The following is an 18,035-nucleotide window of genomic DNA, read 5'->3' on the forward strand; positions in this document are numbered from 1 at the left end:
GGACACCCGGCTCAGAAGGGGATGTCCTGCCACTGCCGCGGCCGGTTGCGGATGTCGGACAGCAGCTTGCCGAACACCTTCCCGTCGAAGAGCAGTCCGTTGTACTGCGCCGGGATGCGCACCCCCTCGATCTCGGCGGTGGGGGTGCCGGGCCCCCGGGGGTCCTTCTCGCCGCCCGCCTTCTCGTACCGCTTCTCGGCGGCGGTCACGAACGACCGGTACTTCATGGTGCGCACGGCCGAGTCGAACTCCGGCCCGCGCAGCCCGTCGACCTGCCCGGCCAGCGCGAGCAGGCGGGCGTCGGTGAAGCCGTCGACGCTCTCCTCGGGCTGGTTGGCGTACAGCAGGTCGTGGTACTCGGCGAACTTCCCGGCGTCCAGGGCGGCCCGCAGGGCGTTGACCGCCTTCTTCGAACCGGAGCCGCCGAGGCGGTCGTCGAGGAAGGAAGCGAGGGTGTACTGGACCCTCGTCTCCCGCCGGATGGTGGCCTCGCGCAGCTGCGGAGCGCCGCCCTCGGTCTCGAACTCCTCGCACACCGGGCAGCGCGGGTCCTCGTACAGGCGGACCGTCACCGGCGCGTCGGGGTCCCCGACCGTGACGGTCGTCCCGTCCGCCTCCAGCCGCTCCGGTACCTCGGACAGTCCCGCGTAGGCCGGATGGGCCGTGAAGGTGGCCGCGGGAGCGCCGTGCTCCCCCTTCGACGGGCGGTATCCGCTGCCGCAGCCCGCCACCGACATCCCCACCACGGCCACCGCGACCGCCGCGGCGAACCCCCTGCGCATCATGCGTGCGTCCTCCCCTGGATCAGCGGAACCCTAGGGGATGCGCGGCGCGAACGCACAGCGGATATCGCCGGGCGGGCGCGGCCCGGGTGGTCAGCCGCGTTCGCGCAGCTCCCGGTACCTGCCGACGAGTGCCTTGGTGGAGGGGTCGAGGCCGGGGACGTCGGCGCCTTCGGTGAGGGCGGGTTCGACGCGTTTGGCGAGGACCTTGCCGAGTTCGACGCCCCACTGGTCGAAGGAGTCGATGTTCCAGATCGCGCCCTGGACGAACACCTTGTGCTCGTACAGCGCGACGAGCTGGCCGAGGACCGAGGGGGTCAGCTCCCGGGCCAGGATCGTGGTGGTGGGACGGTTCCCGGGGAACGTGCGGTGCGGGACCTGCTCCTCCGCGACACCCTCCGCACGGACCTCCTCGGCGGTCTTGCCGAACGCCAGGGCCTGCGTCTGCGCGAAGAAGTTCGCCATCAGCAGATCGTGCTGGCCCCTCAGCCCACCCCGCAGCTCACCCACCGGACGGGCGAACCCGATGAAGTCCGCCGGGATCAGCTTCGTGCCCTGATGGATCAACTGGTAGTAGGCGTGCTGCCCGTTGGTACCCGGCGTGCCCCACACCACCGGACCCGTCTGCCAGTGCACCGGCTCACCGTCACGCTGCACCGACTTGCCGTTGGACTCCATGTCCAACTGCTGCAGATACGCCGTGAGCCGCGACAGATAATGCGCGTACGGCAGCACCGCATGCGACTGCGCGTCATGGAAGTTGCCGTACCAGATCCCCAGCAGCCCCATCAGCAACGGCGCGTTCGCCTCCGCCGGCGCGCTCCGGAAATGCTCGTCGACCAGACGGAAACCCTCCAGCATCTGCCGGAACCGCTCCGGACCGATCGCGATCATCAACGACAGCCCGATCGCCGAGTCGAAGGAGTACCGGCCCCCCACCCAGTCCCAGAACTCGAACATGTTCGCCACGTCGATACCGAACTCCGCCACCTTCTCGGCGTTCGTCGACAGCGCCACGAAATGCCGCGCCACCGCCGCCTGATCACCCAGCGCGTCCAGCACCCACGAGCGGGCCGACGTCGCGTTGGTGATCGTCTCGATCGTCGTGAACGTCTTCGACGCGATGACGAACAGCGTCTCCGCCGGATCCAGATCCCGCGTGGCCTCGTGCAGATCCGCACCGTCCACATTGGACACGAAACGCACCGTCAGATCACGGTCGGTGAACGCACGCAGCGCCTCGTAGGCCATCGCCGGACCCAGATCCGACCCACCGATCCCGACGTTGACCACGTTCCGGATCCGCCGGCCGGTATGACCGGTCCACTCACCCGAACGCACCCGCTCCGCGAAAGCGGCCATCTTCTCCAGCACGGCGTGCACACCGGGCACGACGTTCTCACCGTCGACCTCGACCACCGCGTCCCGCGGCGCACGCAACGCCGTGTGCAGTACCGCCCGGTTCTCGGTGACGTTGATCCGCTCACCACGGAACATCGCGTCCCGCAACGCGAAGACGTCCCTCGCGGCGGCCAGCTCGCGCAGCAGCCGCAGCGTCTCATCGGTGACGAGGTGCTTCGAGTAGTCGATGTACAGGTCGCCGACCTGGAGCGTGTACGCGTCGCCGCGCTGCGGATCGGCGGCGAACAGATCCCTCAGACGGGTGTCCGCGAACTCCTCGCGGTGCTTGGCGAGAGCGGCCCATTCGGGCGTGTGGTTGAGCCTGGTACGGCCGTCTGCGTTCATTTCCGACCTCAGCCTTCTTTCCTGCACCTGTCCTGCTGCGTACCTTGCCCGCTGCCGGTCCCAACCTAGTTGATCACCACGCGGGAGGAGCGCTCGCGACGCTGTCCTCACGGGCAACAACAGGTACGTCCGGGCGGCGCGCCGGTATCAGCGCGGTGACGGCCGACGCGAAGAGCACGACGGCGAGCAGGGCCGGCCCGTTCGGCCCGTACACCCGGGCGGCCACTCCGCCGAGGAGGGCACCGAGCGGGGCGCCGGAGGTCGAGGCCGTGCGGAACGCGGAGGGGGCGCGGCCCACCATGGCGGCGGGGCTGCGCTACTTCATCAACGTGACCGAGTACGCCGTCATGGCGGCGGCGTATCCGCTGCCGCCGGCGTGCAGCCAGCGGGTGACGTGCGGTCGAAGGGGCGGACGAGGGCGCCCATGCCGACGTTGCACAGGGTCGTCGCCACGCCGACCGCGCGCAGCGCCCGGTCCCGCCATGGGGGCGCCCTCGTCCGCCCCTTCGACCGCAGCCACGCGTCCCCCTCACGATGTGCCGTTGTGGCCAACCGTAGGGGGCACCACTGACAAGGGGCCGTCCGCGGCGGGGCGAGACGGCTTCGGCCAGGAGCCCGCAGGCGCCCGGCCGATGAGAAGTTCTAGATCTCGCCCCGCAGTTTGGCGAGCGCCTCGGCGAGGATGGCCTCGCCGTCCGCGTCGCTGCGCCGCTCCCGTACGTACGCGAGGTGCGTCTTGTACGGCTCGGTGCGCGGCGGGTCCGGCGGGTTGTCCCGGTCCTGGCCGGCCGGGAAGCCGCAGCGCGGGCAGTCCCAGGTGTCGGGGACCTGAGCGTCGCTGGCGAAGCTCGGCTGGGTCTCGTGCCCGTTGGAGCACCAGAAGGAGATGCGCAGACGCGGCGCGGACTCGCCGCGCTCGGCCTCGCCCATCGGCCCCGCACCGACCCGGCTTCCTCGGATCGCGTTGCCACTTGCCACGGTCGTAACTCCCTGCGTGATGGTGCCGCGAAGCGAGTCGGCGTTCCGCTTCGCCGCGAGCGCCTCAGTCTACGTAAGGCCCAACGCGCGTCCAGCGATTGGAGTTACCGGCCCCATATCCAGACGCAAGCCCCATGATAGGCCGCGCTCAGGAGCGCGTACCGAACATGGGGCGTTACGTGCGGAATATGCGTGATGTGCCTGCTGTGCGAATCAGCTGTTCGTCTTCATCAGCATGCCGAGGACGATGATGCACGCGAACCAGCACAGACCGATCACGATGGTGATCCGGTCGAGGTTGCGCTCGGCGACCGAGGAGCCGCCGACGGAGGACTGCATGCCGCCGCCGAACATGTCGGAGAGGCCGCCGCCCTTCCCCTTGTGCATCAGCACCAGCAGCATCAGCAGCAGGCTGAAGACGATCAGGGCGATCGAGAACCCCAAAACCACGGCTGGACCAACTTCCTCGGATTCGGATGGACTGCGGGGGCACAGCGTCTTGGCTGCGCCCCCGCAAGGGTACGACGTATCGCCGCTACCGCCTACTCACGGACATGATCACTGATCGCGGAAACGCACGATCTTGACGAACTCGTCCGCGTCCAGCGAGGCGCCCCCGATCAGGGCTCCGTCGATGTCGGCCTGGGCCATGATCTCGGCGACGTTGCCCGCCTTCACGGAGCCGCCGTACTGGATGCGGACCTTGTCGGCCAGCTCCTGCGAGTACAGCTCGGCGATCTTGGCGCGGATGGCGGCGCAGACCTCCTGGGCGTCCTCGGCGCCGCAGACCTTGCCGGTGCCGATGGCCCACACGGGCTCGTAGGCGATCACGACGGTCTCGGCCTGTTCGGCCGGGAGGTCCTTCAGGCCGCCCTCGACCTGCGCGAGGGTGTGGGCGACGTGGTTGCCCGCCTCGCGGACGTCCAGCTCCTCGCCCACGCACAGGATCGGGGTCAGGCCGTGCTTGTACGCGGCCTTGACCTTGGCGTTGACCAGCTCGTCGGTCTCGTTGTGGTACTGGCGGCGCTCCGAGTGGCCGATCGCCACGAAGGTGCACTTCAGCTTGGCCAGCATCGGGCCCGAGATCTCGCCGGTGTAGGCACCGGAGTCGTGCTGCGAGATGTCCTGGGCGCCGTACTTGATCCGCAGCTTGTCGCCGTCGACCAGGGTCTGCACGGAGCGCAGGTCGGTGAAGGGCGGCAGGACGGCGACCTCGACGGCCTCGTAGTCCTTGTCGGCCAGGGCGAAGGCGAGCTTCTGGACGTGTGCGATGGCCTCGAGGTGGTTGAGGTTCATCTTCCAGTTGCCCGCCATCAGCGGCGTGCGCGTGCTCATGTAGGTCAGTCCTCCAGTGCGGCGAGGCCGGGGAGCGTCTTGCCCTCGAGGTATTCGAGGGAGGCGCCGCCACCGGTCGAGATGTGGCCGAATGCGTTCTCGTCGAAGCCGAGCGTACGCACGGCCGCGGCGGAGTCGCCGCCACCGACGACGGTGAAGCCCTTCGATCCGACGAGGGCCTGGGCGACCGCCTTGGTGCCCTCGGCGTAGTCGGGGTGCTCGAAGACGCCCATGGGACCGTTCCAGAAGACGGTCTCGGCGTCGGCGAGCTTCGAGGCGTACAGCTCTCGGGTCCTCGGGCCGATGTCCAGGCCCTCCTGGTCGGCGGGGATCTTGTCCGCGTCGACCACGGTGTTCTCGGTCGGCGCCTTGGTCTTCAGGTCCGGGAATTCCCGGGAGACCACGACGTCGACGGGGAGCAGCAGCTCCACGCCCTGCTTCTCGGCGCGCTCCAGGTACTCGGTGACGACCGGGACCTGGTCCTCCTGGAGGAGGGAGATGCCGACCTCGTAGCCCTTGGCCTTGAGGAAGGTGTAGGCCATGCCGCCGCCGATGAGCAGCCGGTCGGCCTTGCCGAGCAGCTGGTCGATGACGGCGAGCTTGTCGGAGACCTTGGCGCCGCCGAGCGCGACGACGTAGGGGCGCTTGACGTCCTCGGTGAGCTTCTTCAGGACGCCGACCTCGGTGGCGATGAGGTAGCCGGCGTAGTGCGGCAGCCGGGCCGGGAGGTCGTAGACGGAGGCGTGCTTGCGGTGGACCGCGCCGAAGCCGTCACCGACGTAGACGTCGGCGAGGGCGGCGAGCCGGTCGGCGAACTCGCCCCGCTCGGTGTCGTCCTTGGAGGTCTCGCCGGGGTTGAAGCGCAGGTTCTCGATGACCGCGACCTGGCCGGGCTGGAGGCCGTCGACGGCGTCGTGCGCGGCGGGGCCGACGGTGTCCTGGGCGAAGGCGACCGGGGCGCCGAGCAGTTCACCGAGGCGCTCGGCGGCGGGCAGCAGCGAGAAGGCGGGGTCCGGGGCGCCCTTGGGGCGGCCCAGGTGCGAGGCGACGACCACCTTCGCGCCCGCGTCGGCCAGTGCCTTGACGGTGGGCAGGACGGCGCGGATACGGCCGTCGTCGGTGATCGTCCCGTCGGCGAGCGGCACATTGAGGTCGGCGCGGACGAATACCCGCTTACCGCTCACGCCGTCGGCGAGAAGTTCGTCGATCGTCTTCATTGAGTGGACTCCTGAGGAGGGCTCGTGGTGCACCTGATCGTAAGAGGACGTGGTCCGGGCGTGGGACAGGGCCCGGACAGCGCGACGGTGCGCTGCCCGAGCCCTGCTCTCACTTCAAGGTCCTGCTTCGACGATCAGAGCTGGTCGCCGACGAAGACCGTGAGGTCCACGAGGCGGTTGGAGTAGCCCCACTCGTTGTCGTACCAGCCGAGGATCTTCACCGAGTTGCCGTCCTGAACCATGGTCAGGGAGGAGTCGAAGGTGCAGGAGGCCGGGTCGCCGACGATGTCCGAGGAGACGATCTCGTCCTCGGTGTAGGCCAGGAAGCCCTTGAGGTCGCCGTCCTCGGAGGCCTTCTTGAACGCGGCGTTGACCTCGTCCTTGGTGACCTCGCGCTGGAGCTGCACCACGAGGTCGGTGGCCGAGCCGGTGGGGACCGGGACGCGCATCGCGATGCCGTCCAGCTTGCCCTTGAGCTGCGGCAGGACCAGGGCGGTGGCCTTGGCGGCGCCCGTCGTGGTCGGGATGATGTTCTCGGCGGCGGCACGGGCGCGGCGCAGGTCCTTGTGCGGGAAGTCCAGGATGCGCTGGTCGTTCGTGTACGCGTGCACCGTCGTCATCAGGCCCTTGACGATGCCGAAGTTCTCGTCGAGGACCTTCGCCATCGGCGCCACACAGTTGGTGGTGCAGGAGGCGTTGGAGATGACGTTGTGCTGCGCCGGGTCGTACTTGTCCTGGTTGACGCCCATGACGATGGTGATGTCCTCGTCCTTGGCCGGAGCCGAGATGAGGACCTTCTTGGCGCCGCCGGCGAGGTGCTTGGCGGCGTCGTCGCGCTTGGTGAAGATGCCCGTCGACTCGATGACGATGTCGACGCCCAGCTCGCCCCAGGGGATCTCGGCGGGGTTGCGCTCGGAGAGCACCTTGATGGTGTGGCCGTCGACGGTGATCGTGTCGGCGGTGTGGGTGACCTCCTGCTTGAGGCGGCCCAGGATCGTGTCGTACTTCAGCAGGTGAGCGGTGGTGGCGGTGTCACCAAGGTCGTTGACAGCCACAACTTCGATGTCGGCACCCTGCTCCAGCAGCGCGCGGAAGTAGTTACGCCCGATACGGCCGAAGCCGTTGATGCCTACGCGGATCGTCACGAACCGATCTCCTCGTTGGTACGCCGGCCATGCGGTGCCGGCGAGCTGTATTTGGGATGTCCCCGACCACCCCCGACCCTACCCCTCCGGGGCCCCCGAGGTGACATCGAGATGCCGCATAGAGGGCAGGCGTTCCGTACCCGTCGGTAGGGGTACGGAACACCAGGGATCGACTGTGGTTTCGCCCGTATTCCTTACAGTTTGCGGCCCGTTTTCGGCGCCTCTTTCACTCGTTCGTGAGCGGGTCTGCTCACCTGTCGACTACCCCGTTCCGCACCCCTGAGAGGGGGTTCCGCTCACCTGTTTCACTCACCGGCCGAGCGAGGTGAACGCCTTCCTCAGCAGCGCCGCCCGATCGGCCGCGGAGGGCACCTGTTCGATGCCGAACCCGAGCAGCACGGTGTCGCGGGTGGTGACCGCTCCGTACGTCTGGAACAGGGTCCCGGTGCGCGTCCAGTCCTTCAGCACCGCCGGGCTGCCGGGCGGCGGTCCGGCCGCCTTCCACGCCCCCAGTGACGACTCGAAGCCCTCGGTGTCCCTCACCGTGGTGCCGGTGACGAGCGAGGCGTCGTCGGCGAGCACGCCGTGGCCGCCGCTGCCCGGGTCGGTGACGTAGCTGATGGAGAGCTCCACCGTCCTGCCTGCGTACGCGCTCAGGTCGAAGCTCACCTGCTGCCAGCCGGCGGAGCTGCCGGTGAGGCTGTTCCACGTGCCGGTGGTGCCGCTCGCGGCGCAGGCGTTGCCGGACAGCGTCAGATAGTGCTTGAGCCACGGGTGCTCGCCGATCAGGAACCCGCCCCCGCACTCGGCCGGCACCGCCGTCTTCGTGGCCCCGGATGCCTCCGGCAGGGTCGTCCAGTCGTCGGCGCCCACGGTGTGCGCCTCGACCACCGCGTGGTCGTAACCGGGTTCGGTGTCCCACAGCAGCCGGGTGCTCAGGGCCGGCCGGTCGGCAGCGGTGACACCGGTGAGGTCGATGGTGCGGGTGAGGCGCTTGTAGGCGTCGTCGGTGTGGACGGCGGCGGCCATGCCCGAGCCCGCGTACGGCCCGTACGGGTTGACGGTCCCGGCGAACCGGCCCGCGCCCGCACTGCGGAACTGCGGATACCTGGAGGCCGGCAGCTCGTCGGAGGTGACGCCGTACGTGCCGGCCCGGTCCAGCGGGTTGCCGGGGGCGTCGGCGAGGGCGGCGCTGAGGCCGTCGAGGCCACCCGTCCCGGTGAAGCCGGTGGCCCCCTTCGTCGACGTGCGGCTGTACGCGCCCAGGTAGTACTGGCTGAAGTCGTCCGACAGGGTGCCGTCGCCGAGGTCGACGCTGCCGCCGGCGAGTTCGCCGGCCTCGATCAGCCGGCCGCCCTCGTTGAGGTAGGCGCGCAGCTGGAGCTGGACGGGGTTGCCCGGGCCCTTGGCGCCGGAGTAGTGCACGACCGTGCGGAAGTGCTTCAGCACGTTGAGCGCGTCCGGCACGCCCCGCGTGGCCACGTCCCACACGAGCGCCCGGTGCCCGGCCGCCTTCAGCGCGTCCGCGTACGTGCGTGCCTGCGTGGCGGTCGCGCCCTCCTCGGCGACCACCAGGGTGTCCGCCCGGGGCCGCTCGGCGACGGTGTACGTGAAGTGGGTGCTGGAGACCTTCTTGCCGCCCCTGGTCCGGCCGGTGAACCACACCTCGACCTTGTCGCCCGGCTCGCCGTCGCGCACCGCGGCCCGGTACTCGTCGAAGTAGAGGTCGTCCTCGCCGCCGTAGACCTCGCCGCCCTTCCAGTGCCTCAGCGCCCGGTCGTGGGTACGGCCGCCGTCGACGCGGTACTTGAGCTCCTTGTCCCGGATCGCCCTGCGCACGACGACCGAGACCTGCTGGTCCGCGCCCCGCGAGTACGACGTGGTGAACGCGGCCGGGGTGAAGTCGGCGGCGCTCAGCCCGACCGTGGAGACCGGCCGGTCCGGGTGCGCGGCGGTCTCCGCGACGGAGAGCGCGAACGGGACGTTCTTGGCGAACTCCTGCTGGATCAGCTTCTCGTCGTCCGGGAAGTTGAAGACCGACCGGCAGTCCGCGGCCTTCCAGGCGTCGTCCGGATCGACGTCCGACGCGGTCTGACACGTCGACATCTCGGGGGTGAACATCGCCATCCCGTTGACGTTGGACGCCTGGCCGTCCGCCTCGCCGTTGGTGGTGTACAGCTCCGAGGAGACCTGTGAACGGTAGCCGGGGATCGCCGGGTTGTCGGGGGTGCCGGCGAGTGCCTTGTAGAGGACGTCGTCCGGGGTCGGGGTGGCCACCTGCCAGCCGACGCCGTAGAGGAGGAGTTCGGCGGCGGAGTGGTAGTTGATGCCGTACGTGAACCCGACGCGCTTCTCGAAGGCGTCGAGGGCCCTGGTCTCGGGCTCGGAGGCGGGGCTCGCGCCACGGTAGGTCTGGCTGGTGGGGTTGGGGGACGAACCCTCGTCGTCGTAGCCCCACTTGTAGGCGAAGTTGCGGTTGAGGTCGACGCCGTCGCCCGTGCTGATGGCGCCGTCGCCGTTGACGTCCCGCAGGTTCTTGCGCCACAGGCGGTTGTCGGCGCTCTTGAACGTGTAGTCGTAGCCGTCGGGGTTGGCCGAGAGCACGAACCACAGTTCCGTCGAGTCGACGATCTTCCTGACGCGCTTGTCGGTCCGGTAGTGGTCCAGGTAGTAGTGCATCAGCCGGCGGGTCATCTCCGGCGTGATCCATTCGCGCGCGTGCTGGTTGGACATGTACAGCACGGACGGCTTGGAGCCGTCCTTGGACTTGCGGGCGTTCCTGGTCAGCCTGAGCGCGAGGATGTCCTGGCCGTCGACGGTCTTCCCGATGGACTCGACCTTGGTGAGACCGGGGTTCGCCCGGGCTGCCGCGAGGATCTCCTGCCGGAGCCCGCCGCTCCCGCTGTAGGGGCGGAACACGCCCTGCGCGGCGTCCTCCACGCGTGCCTCCGCCTTCGCGGAGAGGGTGTGCTCGGTGAGGTCGACGCCCTGTTTCCGGAGCTTCGCGGCCTGCTGGTCGGTGAGGTAGACCTCGACCCGGGTCCTCCCCCGCGCCGCGGTCTGCTCGCCGAGTTCGTGGCCGTCCTGTCCGGCCTTGAGGAGCAGGGGTACCTGCTGCTTGGTGACGTCGGCGCGGAAGACCTTGACCTCGTCCTGGTCGGACGTCGCCGGGTTTCCGGTCTGTGCCTGGGCTACGGGTGCAAGACTCGCTCCGCCGATGAGAAGCGCGCCGACAGCGAGGATCGATCTCGCCCTGTGTCTCATGAACCCCCCTAGCGGTGGTCCGCCACGGCGGCGAACAGGTTGCCAGGCTCATGTCACTCGATGATCGAGTCAAGAGTGCCTCACGGACACGCGAACAGCGGCTCGCCCGGCCCGGAGATGCCGGTGCCGACGGATCCAAGTGGCCGTCGGCACCGGGGTGTTGAGGTGGTCAGCCCGCGAGGTTGTCCGCGAGCTCCTCCGAGAGGTTGGCCTCCGTGCCCGGGATGCCCAGGTCGGACGCGCGCTTGTCGGCCATCGCCAGCAGCCGGCGGATACGGCCCGCGACCGCGTCCTTGGTCAGCGGCGGGTCGGCGAGCGCGCCCAGCTCCTCCAGGGAGGCCTGCTTGTGCTCCATGCGCAGCCGCCCCGCGGCGGCGAGGTGCTCGGGGACCTCGTCCGCGAGGATCTCCAGAGCGCGCTGCACCCGGGCGCCGGCGGCCACGGCCGCGCGGGCCGAGCGGCGCAGGTTGGCGTCGTCGAAGTTGGCGAGCCGGTTCGCGGTGGCCCGCACCTCGCGGCGCATCCGCCGCTCCTCCCAGGCCAGCACCGACTCGTGCGCGCCGAGCCGCGTCAGCAGCGCGCCGATCGCGTCACCGTCCCGGACGACCACCCGGTCCACGGTCCGCACCTCGCGGGCCTTGGCGGCGATGGAGAGCCTGCGGGCGGCACCGACCAGCGCGAGCGCGGCCTCCGGCCCGGGGCAGGTCACCTCCAGCGAGGAGGAGCGGCCCGGCTCGGTCAGCGAGCCGTGCGCCAGGAAGGCTCCGCGCCAGGCCGCCTCGGCGTCGCAGGTGGCCCCGGACACGACCTGCGGGGGCAGACCCCGGATCGGCCGGCCCCGGCCGTCCACCAGGCCCGTCTGACGGGCCAGCTGGTCACCGCCGGCGACGACCCGCACGACGTACCGCGAGCCGCGCCGCAGCCCGCCGGGAGCCATCACGATCAGCTCGGAACTGTGGCCGAAGATCTCCAGGATGTCCCGCTTGAGACGCCGGGCCGCCATCGCCGTGTCCAGCTCCGCCTCGATCACGATGCGCCCGCTCACCAGGTGAAGGCCGCCGGCGAACCGCAGGATGGCGGAGACCTCCGCTTTCCTGCAGCAGGTGCGGGTGACGGGGAGCCGGGAGATCTCGTCCTTCACCGCTGCCGTCATCGCCATGGGCCGATCCTTCCATGCATCCGAAAAATACGGTCGTACGCGGCGGCCAACAGCTCCGGGTCGTGCCGGGGGCTTCCGTCGGTCCGGGCGACAGGCGCCAGCTCGACCGCGGCTCCCAGCCGCTTGGCGGCTTCGGTGAGCGAGTCGCGGTCGGGCACGGCGGCCTCGTCGGCCAGCACCACGTCCAGGGCGAGTTTAGGGGCGTGTCGCCCCAAAACCTCCAAATGACGCTGCGGGGAGAAGCCCTCGGTTTCTCCCGGCTGCGGAGCGAGGTTCAACGAGAGGACCTTGCGCGCCTTGGTCTCGGTGAGCGCGTCCAGCAGCTCGGGCACGAGCAGGTGCGGGATCACCGACGAGAACCAGGACCCGGGTCCCAGCACCACCCAGTCGGCGTCCAGCACCGCGGCCACCGCCTCCGGCACGGCCGGCGGGTCGTGCGGCAGCAGATGCACCGACTGCACCTCACCGGGCGTGAGCGCGACGGTCGCCTGACCGCGCACCGTGTCCACGTCCTCCGGCCGCTCCGGGTCGTGCCCCTTGACCAGGGCCTGCAACTCCAGCGGCACGGCGGACATGGGCAGCACGCGCCCGTGCGCGCCGAGCAGCTTGCCCACCAGGTCCAGTGCCTGCACATGGTCGCCCAGCTGCTCCCACAGGGCGACGATCAGCAGATTGCCGACCGCGTGGTCGTGCAGGTCGCCCTGGGACTGGAAGCGGTGCTGGATGACCCGGGCCCAGGTCTGGCCCCAGTCGTCGTCGCCGCACAGCGCGGCCAGCGCCTTGCGCAGGTCGCCGGGCGGCAGCACGCCCAGCTCGTCGCGGAGCCGGCCGCTGGAACCGCCGTCGTCGGCCACGGTGACGACGGCGGTGAGGTCACCGGTGATCCGGCGCAGCGCGGCGAGCGAGGCGGACAGGCCCATGCCGCCGCCGAGGGCGACGACCTTGGGCTGGGTGCCGCGCCGGCGGGGCCGGCCGCCGCGGGCCTCGACGGGCCGCGCCGTCCGCGACTCGGCCGTGGCGCGGCTCGAGCGGCCCTCCGGCACCATCCGGCGGAGCCTGCTGAGCCGCCGTGTACGTTCCGTCATTCCCGTCCCATGTCCCGGTGCACTACCACCGTCTCCACGCCCTCGGCCGCGAGGCGCGCGGCGAGCTTCTCCGACATCGCGACCGAGCGGTGCTTGCCGCCGGTACAGCCGATGGCGATGGTCACATAGCGCTTGCCCTCGCGCCGGTACCCGGCGGCGATGAGCCGCAGCAGCTCGGCGTACCGGTCGAGGAACTCCTTGGCGCCGGGCTGGTTGAAGACGTAGGCGGCGACCTCCTCGTTGAGGCCGGTGTAGGGGCGCAGCTCCGGGACCCAGTGCGGGTTGGGCAGGAACCGCATGTCCGCCACCAGGTCGGCGTCGACCGGCAGGCCGTACTTGAAGCCGAAGGACATGACGGTGGCCCGCAGCTCGGGCTCCTCCTCACCGGCGAACTGCGCGTCCATCTTGGCGCGCAGCTCGTGCACGTTGAGGCTGGAGGTGTCGATCACCAGATCCGCGTCGCCGCGCAGCTCGCGCAGCAGCTCGCGCTCGGCGGCGATGCCGTCGACGATCCGGCCGTCGCCCTGCAGCGGGTGCGGGCGGCGCACCGACTCGAAGCGGCGGACCAAAGCCTCGTCGGAGGACTCCAGGAAGACGATCCGCCGGGTGACGTTCTTCGCCTCCAGGTCCGCCAGCGACTCGCGCAGGTTGTCGAAGAAGCGGCGGCCGCGGACGTCCACGACGACGGCGATCCGCGCCACGTTGCCCTGGGAGCGGGCGCCCAGCTCCACCATGGTGGGGATGAGCGCGGGCGGGAGGTTGTCCACGACGAACCAGCCGAGGTCCTCCAGACACTTGGCGGCCGTCGACCGGCCCGCTCCGGACATGCCGGAGATGATCACCAGCTCGGGGATGGCCGCCTCGGGGGCTGTGGCTGTCTCGCTGCCCGTACTCACCTGTGCTCCGTTGTCCTGAACCGTGTCCTGCGCGGCCGTGTCCCGGACGGCATCGTCGTCCGTGCCGCCGTGCGCCCGATCCCGCGGCGCCGTGGGCTGTGTCTCGTGCTCGGTCATGTCTCCTGCCCCCGTCGTTCGTCCGGGGCGCCCGCGGTCACGGGCTCCCCCGAGGAACCCCCCGTCGTGTCGGGTTCCTCGTCCTCAATGATCTCTCCGGTCGCCGTGTTCACGGCGGGTGCGGCCGGGGCCGCGCGGAGGAGGGCCACGGCGATGGTCTCGGCCGTCTTCCGGCCTATCCCGGGCACTTCCTGGATCTGCTCGATTGTGGCGGACCGCAGCTTCTTCACCGAGCCGAAATGCTTGATGAGCGCCTGTTTGCGGGTCTCGCCGAGGCCGGGCACGTCGTCGAGCGGGCTGGAGCGGAAACGCTTCGCGCGTTTGGTGCGCTGGTAGGTGATCGCGAACCGGTGGGCCTCGTCACGGACGCGCTGGAGCAGGTAGAGACCCTCGCTGGTGCGGGGCAGCACCACCGGGTCCTCCTCGTCCGGCACCCAGACCTCCTCAAGTCGCTTGGCGAGGCCGCAGACGGCGATGTCGTCGATGCCGAGCTCGTCCAGCGCCCGCTGGGCCGCCGCGACCTGCGGCCGGCCGCCGTCGACCACGACGAGCTGCGGCGGGTAGGCGAACTTCTTGGGGCGGCCGTCGTCGTCCTTGAGGGAGCCGTCGACCACCTCCTCCTCCAGACCGCGGGTGACCGTGTCCGGGCCGGTGAGAGCAGTGTCCCCGTCGGCCAGCGCGCCGTCGGCCCCGCTCCCGTCGGTCCACTCCCCCGTCTTCTCCTTCTCCGCGAGGTAGCGCCGGAAGCGGCGGGTGATCACCTCGTGCATGGAACGGACGTCGTCCTGCCCGGCGAAGCCCTTGATCTGGAAGCGGCGGTACTCGCTCTTGCGCTGCAGACCGTCCTCGAAGACGACCATGGAGGCCACCACGTCGTCGCCCTGGAGGTGGGAGATGTCGTAGCACTCGATCCGCAGCGGGGCGCTGTCCAGGTCGAGGGCCTCGGCGATCTCCTCCAGCGCGCGCGAGCGGGTGGTCAGGTCGGAGGCGCGCTTGGTCTTGTGCAGAACCAGGGACTGCTGGGCGTTGCGCTGCACGGTCTCCATGAGCGCCTTCTTGTCGCCGCGCTGCGGGATGCGCAGCGAGACGTTCGACCCGCGGCGGGCGGTCAGCCACTCCTGGACCGGGTCGAGCGGCTCGGGCAGCGCCGGGACCAGGACCTCCTTGGGCACGGCGTCCCCGGTCTCCTCGCCGTACAGCTGCTGCAGGGCGTGCTCCACCAGGGCGCCGGTGGTGACCTCCTCGACCTTGTCGGTCACCCAGCCCCGCTGGCCGCGCACCCGCCCGCCGCGCACGTGGAAGATCTGGACGGCGGCCTCCAGCTCGTCCTCGGCGACGGCGATGAGGTCGGCGTCTGTCGCGTCGGCGAGCACGACCGCGTTCTTCTCCATGGCCTTCTTCAGGGCCCCGATGTCGTCGCGCAGGCGGGCGGCCCGCTCGTACTCCATCTCCTCGGCCGCCTCCATCATCTGCCTCTCCAGACGGCGGAGGTAGGTGCCGGTGCGGCCGGCCATGAAGTCGCAGAACTCCTCGGCCAGTTCCCGGTGGTCCTCGGGGCTGATCCGGCCGACGCAGGGCGCGGAGCACTTGCCGATGTAGCCGAGCAGGCAGGGCCGGCCGGTGCGGGAGGCGTTCTTGAAGACGCCGGCGGAGCAGGTGCGCACCGGGAAGACCCGCAGCATCAGGTCGACGGTGTCCCGGATGGCCCACGCGTGGGCGTACGGGCCGAAGTACCGGACGCCCTTCTTCTTGTGACCGCGCATCACCTGCACCCGCGGGAACTCCTCGTTCATCGTCACCGCGAGGTACGGGTAGCTCTTGTCGTCGCGGTACTTGACGTTGAACCGGGGGTCGTACTCCTTGATCCAGGAGTACTCCAGCTGCAGGGCCTCCACCTCCGTGGACACCACGGTCCACTCCACGGACGCGGCGGTCGTCACCATCGTCCGGGTGCGCGGGTGCAGGTTCACCAGGTCCTGGAAGTAGTTCGCCAGGCGCTGGCGCAGGCTCTTCGCCTTTCCGACGTAGATCACCCGGCGGTGCTCGTCGCGGAACCTGTACACCCCGGGAGTGTCCGGGATGTCTCCCGGCCTGGGGCGGTAGCTGGAGGGGTCGGCCATGTCTCACACCCTACTGGCGCGCACCGACACCGCGTCGGGCCTGTGGACAACGCCCGCCCCGCCCGGCGCACCACCCGGGAGGTGCGGGCTTCCCGGTCTTTCCCAGGCAGCCCTCCCGAGGCGCGCCGGCCCTCCTACCGGCGCGTTTCGGCCATGCCGGGACCGTCCGGCTCTCCCGCCGGCTTCCGGCGCGGCGCCGTTCGGCCCGGTCCGGGCGAACCCGCACCGGTCCTCCGGCACCCGCCGAGGGGGCCACTGTCCGGCCAGGACTGTGCGACGGGCGGGTTCCAGGTGTTGTCGGTGTCTGGTCAACACGCTTCAATGCACGGGAATCGGGGCGGTGCGTGCCCGCGGACGGGGGCGCGGCACGCACGGCCACGGGCGCCCATAGCGCTCACGGGTGTGGCCGCGCCCACACCCGCGCAGACGGTCTGACCAGCCGTAGTGACACTTCACAGAGAGGCCCCTCGGCATGCGGCATGCCACAGAGCACGCGGACTTCCCCACCGCGGAACTGGACACGGCTTTGCGGGGCGGCCCCTTCCACGTGGCGCTGCGCGCCGCGATCGCCGCACGCGGACTGCCACTCCAGCGCGTCCAGCACCACCTGTCGCGGTACGGGGTCAAGGTCGGGGTGACCAGTCTCAGTTACTGGCAGCAGGGAGCGCGCCGCCCACAGCGCCCCGAGTCGCTCCGGGCGGTGCGGGCGCTGGAGGAGATCCTGCGTCTGCCGGACGAGTCACTGATCCGGCTGCTCGCCGAGTCCGACGACCGCGCGACGGCCGGCCGCCCGGCGGGCCGCTCCTACCGCTCCCTGATCGAGGCCTCGGACGTCCAGGACCGGCTCCGCGCCGAGCTGGGCGGGTCCCTGGACGGCGGGCTGCACACCCTCGGTCACCATGAACACGTCCGGATCGGCGCCCGGCGCGAGCTGGCCGGACGCGAGGCCCACCACATCGTGCGCGCCCACCGCGACGGCGTCGACCGGTTCCTCGCCGTGCACCACGGCGACCCCGGCAGCAGCCCACGCGACATGCGGGTGCGGGCGCTGGAGAACTGCCGCACGGGCCGTGTCCACTGGGACCAGGACACCGGCGTCCTGGTGGCCGAGCTGCTCTTCGGCACCCGGCTCCGCTCCGGCGACACGTTCCTCTTCCGTTACGGCGTCGACGACGGCACGGCCGGCGTCTCCGGCGAGTACCTGAACCGCTTCGACCTCCCCGGCGGGCAGTACTCCCTCCAGGTCCACTTCGAGACGGCCGCACTGCCGGGGCGCTGCCACCGCTTCACCCAGCACTCGGCTGCGGCTCCCCGCAACGGCCGGCAGGAACTGTCCATGACCGAGCCGCACCACTGTGTCCACGTCGTCGAGCCGCGTATACGCCCGGGCATCCTGGGGATCGCCTGGGAGTGGGAGTGAACGGGCCGCCCGCCCGCTGAGGCACCTGGGTGCCGGGGCAGAGGGACGTGGCGCGGGGAGCGTCGGTGACTCCGCGGCTTTACCAGCTCAGTCGGCGGGGCCCGCCACGATCCGGCCGTTCGTGCTCTTCACCGACAGCTCGGTCAGGGGCTCGGTGGCCGGCGCCTGGACCACCTTGCCCGTCGCCGCGTCGAACTGGCTGCCGTGGCAGGGGCAGATCAGGGTGGTGCCCTGCAGCTTGTTGATCGGGCACCCGGCGTGCGTGCACACGGTGCTGAACGCCTTCAACGTGCCGTCCGCGCCGCGGCTGACCACCACGTTGTGATCCCGGTAGAGCTTGGCGCCGCCCTTCGAGATCTCGCTCTCCGCCCCGAGGTCGACGGGTGCGGTGGGCGCGGAGGAGGCCGTGTCCCCGCTGCCCGGCGCGGAGCAGGCAGCCAGGGCGATGCCGGCGACCGGGGCCGCGGCGGCTCCCCGGAGAACGGTACGGCGGCTCGCGGACGATCGGGCGGGCATCGGGAACTCCACGGGTCAAGGGGTGTGCAGGGCGACGATACCCGGGCAGAAGGGCCGCTCGGAGGGCGGGGCCGAGGGGGGGACCCAGGGCGGGGGCCCAGGGCGGGGGCCGGGGGCGGAGAGGCTGGCCCGGAGGCTGGCCGGGGGCGGAGCGGCGTCATGCGGGAATCGGACCGCTCGACGTAAACGTTTGCGCAAGCGTTTACGCGGGAGGTTCCGCTGGGGTACCTTCCCGGCCGTGAGGCCGTGGTGCGT

At 70.7% G+C, this 18,035-nt stretch carries 14 protein-coding genes and 1 pseudogene; 1 reads left to right on the forward strand and 14 read right to left on the reverse strand.

From position 1 onward, the window contains the following. Positions 1–11 precede the first annotated feature (11 nt). The 13 genes and pseudogenes from N8I86_RS10810 to uvrC all read right to left on the reverse strand — a co-directional run bounded on the left by N8I86_RS10810 (position 12) and on the right by uvrC (position 15,844). Positions 12–785: a DsbA family protein gene (locus N8I86_RS10810; RefSeq protein ID WP_263277659.1), complete on the reverse strand. Its 774-nt coding sequence runs from the start codon at positions 783–785 to the stop codon at positions 12–14. Positions 786–875: 90 nt separating this feature from the next. Beyond that, positions 876–2,528, reverse strand: a complete 1,653-nt coding sequence (pgi, locus tag N8I86_RS10815; protein WP_263277660.1) for a glucose-6-phosphate isomerase — start codon at positions 2,526–2,528, stop codon at positions 876–878. Positions 2,529–2,601: 73 nt separating this feature from the next. After that, positions 2,602–3,011: pseudogene (locus N8I86_RS10820) on the reverse strand (MFS transporter); the annotation flags it as partial. 159 nt (positions 3,012–3,170) lie between these two features. After that, positions 3,171–3,506, reverse strand: a complete 336-nt coding sequence (locus N8I86_RS10825) for an RNA polymerase-binding protein RbpA (protein ID WP_003957010.1) — start codon at positions 3,504–3,506, stop codon at positions 3,171–3,173. Positions 3,507–3,719: 213 nt separating this feature from the next. Beyond that, positions 3,720–3,956 (reverse strand): preprotein translocase subunit SecG, encoded by a 237-nt coding sequence (secG, locus tag N8I86_RS10830; RefSeq protein ID WP_073892607.1) that lies wholly within the window; start codon positions 3,954–3,956, stop codon positions 3,720–3,722. A gap of 108 nt (positions 3,957–4,064) precedes the next feature. Beyond that, positions 4,065–4,841: a triose-phosphate isomerase gene (tpiA, locus tag N8I86_RS10835; protein WP_073892608.1), complete on the reverse strand. Its 777-nt coding sequence runs from the start codon at positions 4,839–4,841 to the stop codon at positions 4,065–4,067. A gap of 5 nt (positions 4,842–4,846) precedes the next feature. Continuing rightward, complete coding sequence (locus tag N8I86_RS10840; RefSeq protein WP_123438272.1) at positions 4,847–6,058, reverse strand: phosphoglycerate kinase; 1,212 nt, start codon at positions 6,056–6,058, stop codon at positions 4,847–4,849. Positions 6,059–6,192: 134 nt separating this feature from the next. Beyond that, the gene (gene gap, locus N8I86_RS10845; protein WP_073892610.1) at positions 6,193–7,203 is read right to left on the reverse strand and encodes a type I glyceraldehyde-3-phosphate dehydrogenase; all 1,011 of its coding nucleotides are present in this window, start codon (positions 7,201–7,203) and stop codon (positions 6,193–6,195) included. Positions 7,204–7,512: 309 nt separating this feature from the next. Continuing rightward, entirely contained in the window at positions 7,513–10,467 is a 2,955-nt protein-coding gene (locus tag N8I86_RS10850) for a M14 family metallopeptidase (RefSeq protein ID WP_263277661.1), read from the reverse strand. A 169-nt stretch (positions 10,468–10,636) separates the two neighbouring features. Continuing rightward, positions 10,637–11,626 (reverse strand): DNA-binding protein WhiA, encoded by a 990-nt coding sequence (gene whiA / locus N8I86_RS10855; protein ID WP_073892612.1) that lies wholly within the window; start codon positions 11,624–11,626, stop codon positions 10,637–10,639. Next, the gene (locus N8I86_RS10860; protein WP_073892613.1) at positions 11,617–12,711 is read right to left on the reverse strand and encodes a gluconeogenesis factor YvcK family protein; all 1,095 of its coding nucleotides are present in this window, start codon (positions 12,709–12,711) and stop codon (positions 11,617–11,619) included. Before N8I86_RS10860 ends, whiA begins: the two co-directional genes overlap by 10 nt. Beyond that, positions 12,708–13,724, reverse strand: coding sequence for an RNase adapter RapZ (gene rapZ / locus N8I86_RS10865; protein ID WP_073892614.1), 1,017 nt, complete (start codon positions 13,722–13,724; stop codon positions 12,708–12,710). The genes N8I86_RS10860 and rapZ overlap by 4 nt, the downstream gene beginning before the upstream one ends. Continuing rightward, entirely contained in the window at positions 13,721–15,844 is a 2,124-nt protein-coding gene (gene uvrC, locus N8I86_RS10870) for an excinuclease ABC subunit UvrC (RefSeq protein ID WP_073892615.1), read from the reverse strand. The genes rapZ and uvrC overlap by 4 nt, the downstream gene beginning before the upstream one ends. A gap of 472 nt (positions 15,845–16,316) precedes the next feature. On the opposite strand from uvrC, the gene N8I86_RS10875 reads away from it, so the two are divergent. Then, the gene (locus N8I86_RS10875; protein WP_263277662.1) at positions 16,317–17,264 is read left to right on the forward strand and encodes a hypothetical protein; all 948 of its coding nucleotides are present in this window, start codon (positions 16,317–16,319) and stop codon (positions 17,262–17,264) included. A gap of 87 nt (positions 17,265–17,351) precedes the next feature. Here the strand turns inward: N8I86_RS10875 and N8I86_RS10880 are convergent, their stop codons facing one another. Next, entirely contained in the window at positions 17,352–17,780 is a 429-nt protein-coding gene (locus tag N8I86_RS10880) for a Rieske (2Fe-2S) protein (protein WP_263277663.1), read from the reverse strand. Positions 17,781–18,035: the final 255 nt, after the last annotated feature.

The sequence above is a fragment of the Streptomyces albidicamelliae genome, from assembly GCF_025642175.1.
GTDB lineage: Bacteria > Actinomycetota > Actinomycetes > Streptomycetales > Streptomycetaceae > Streptomyces > Streptomyces albidocamelliae.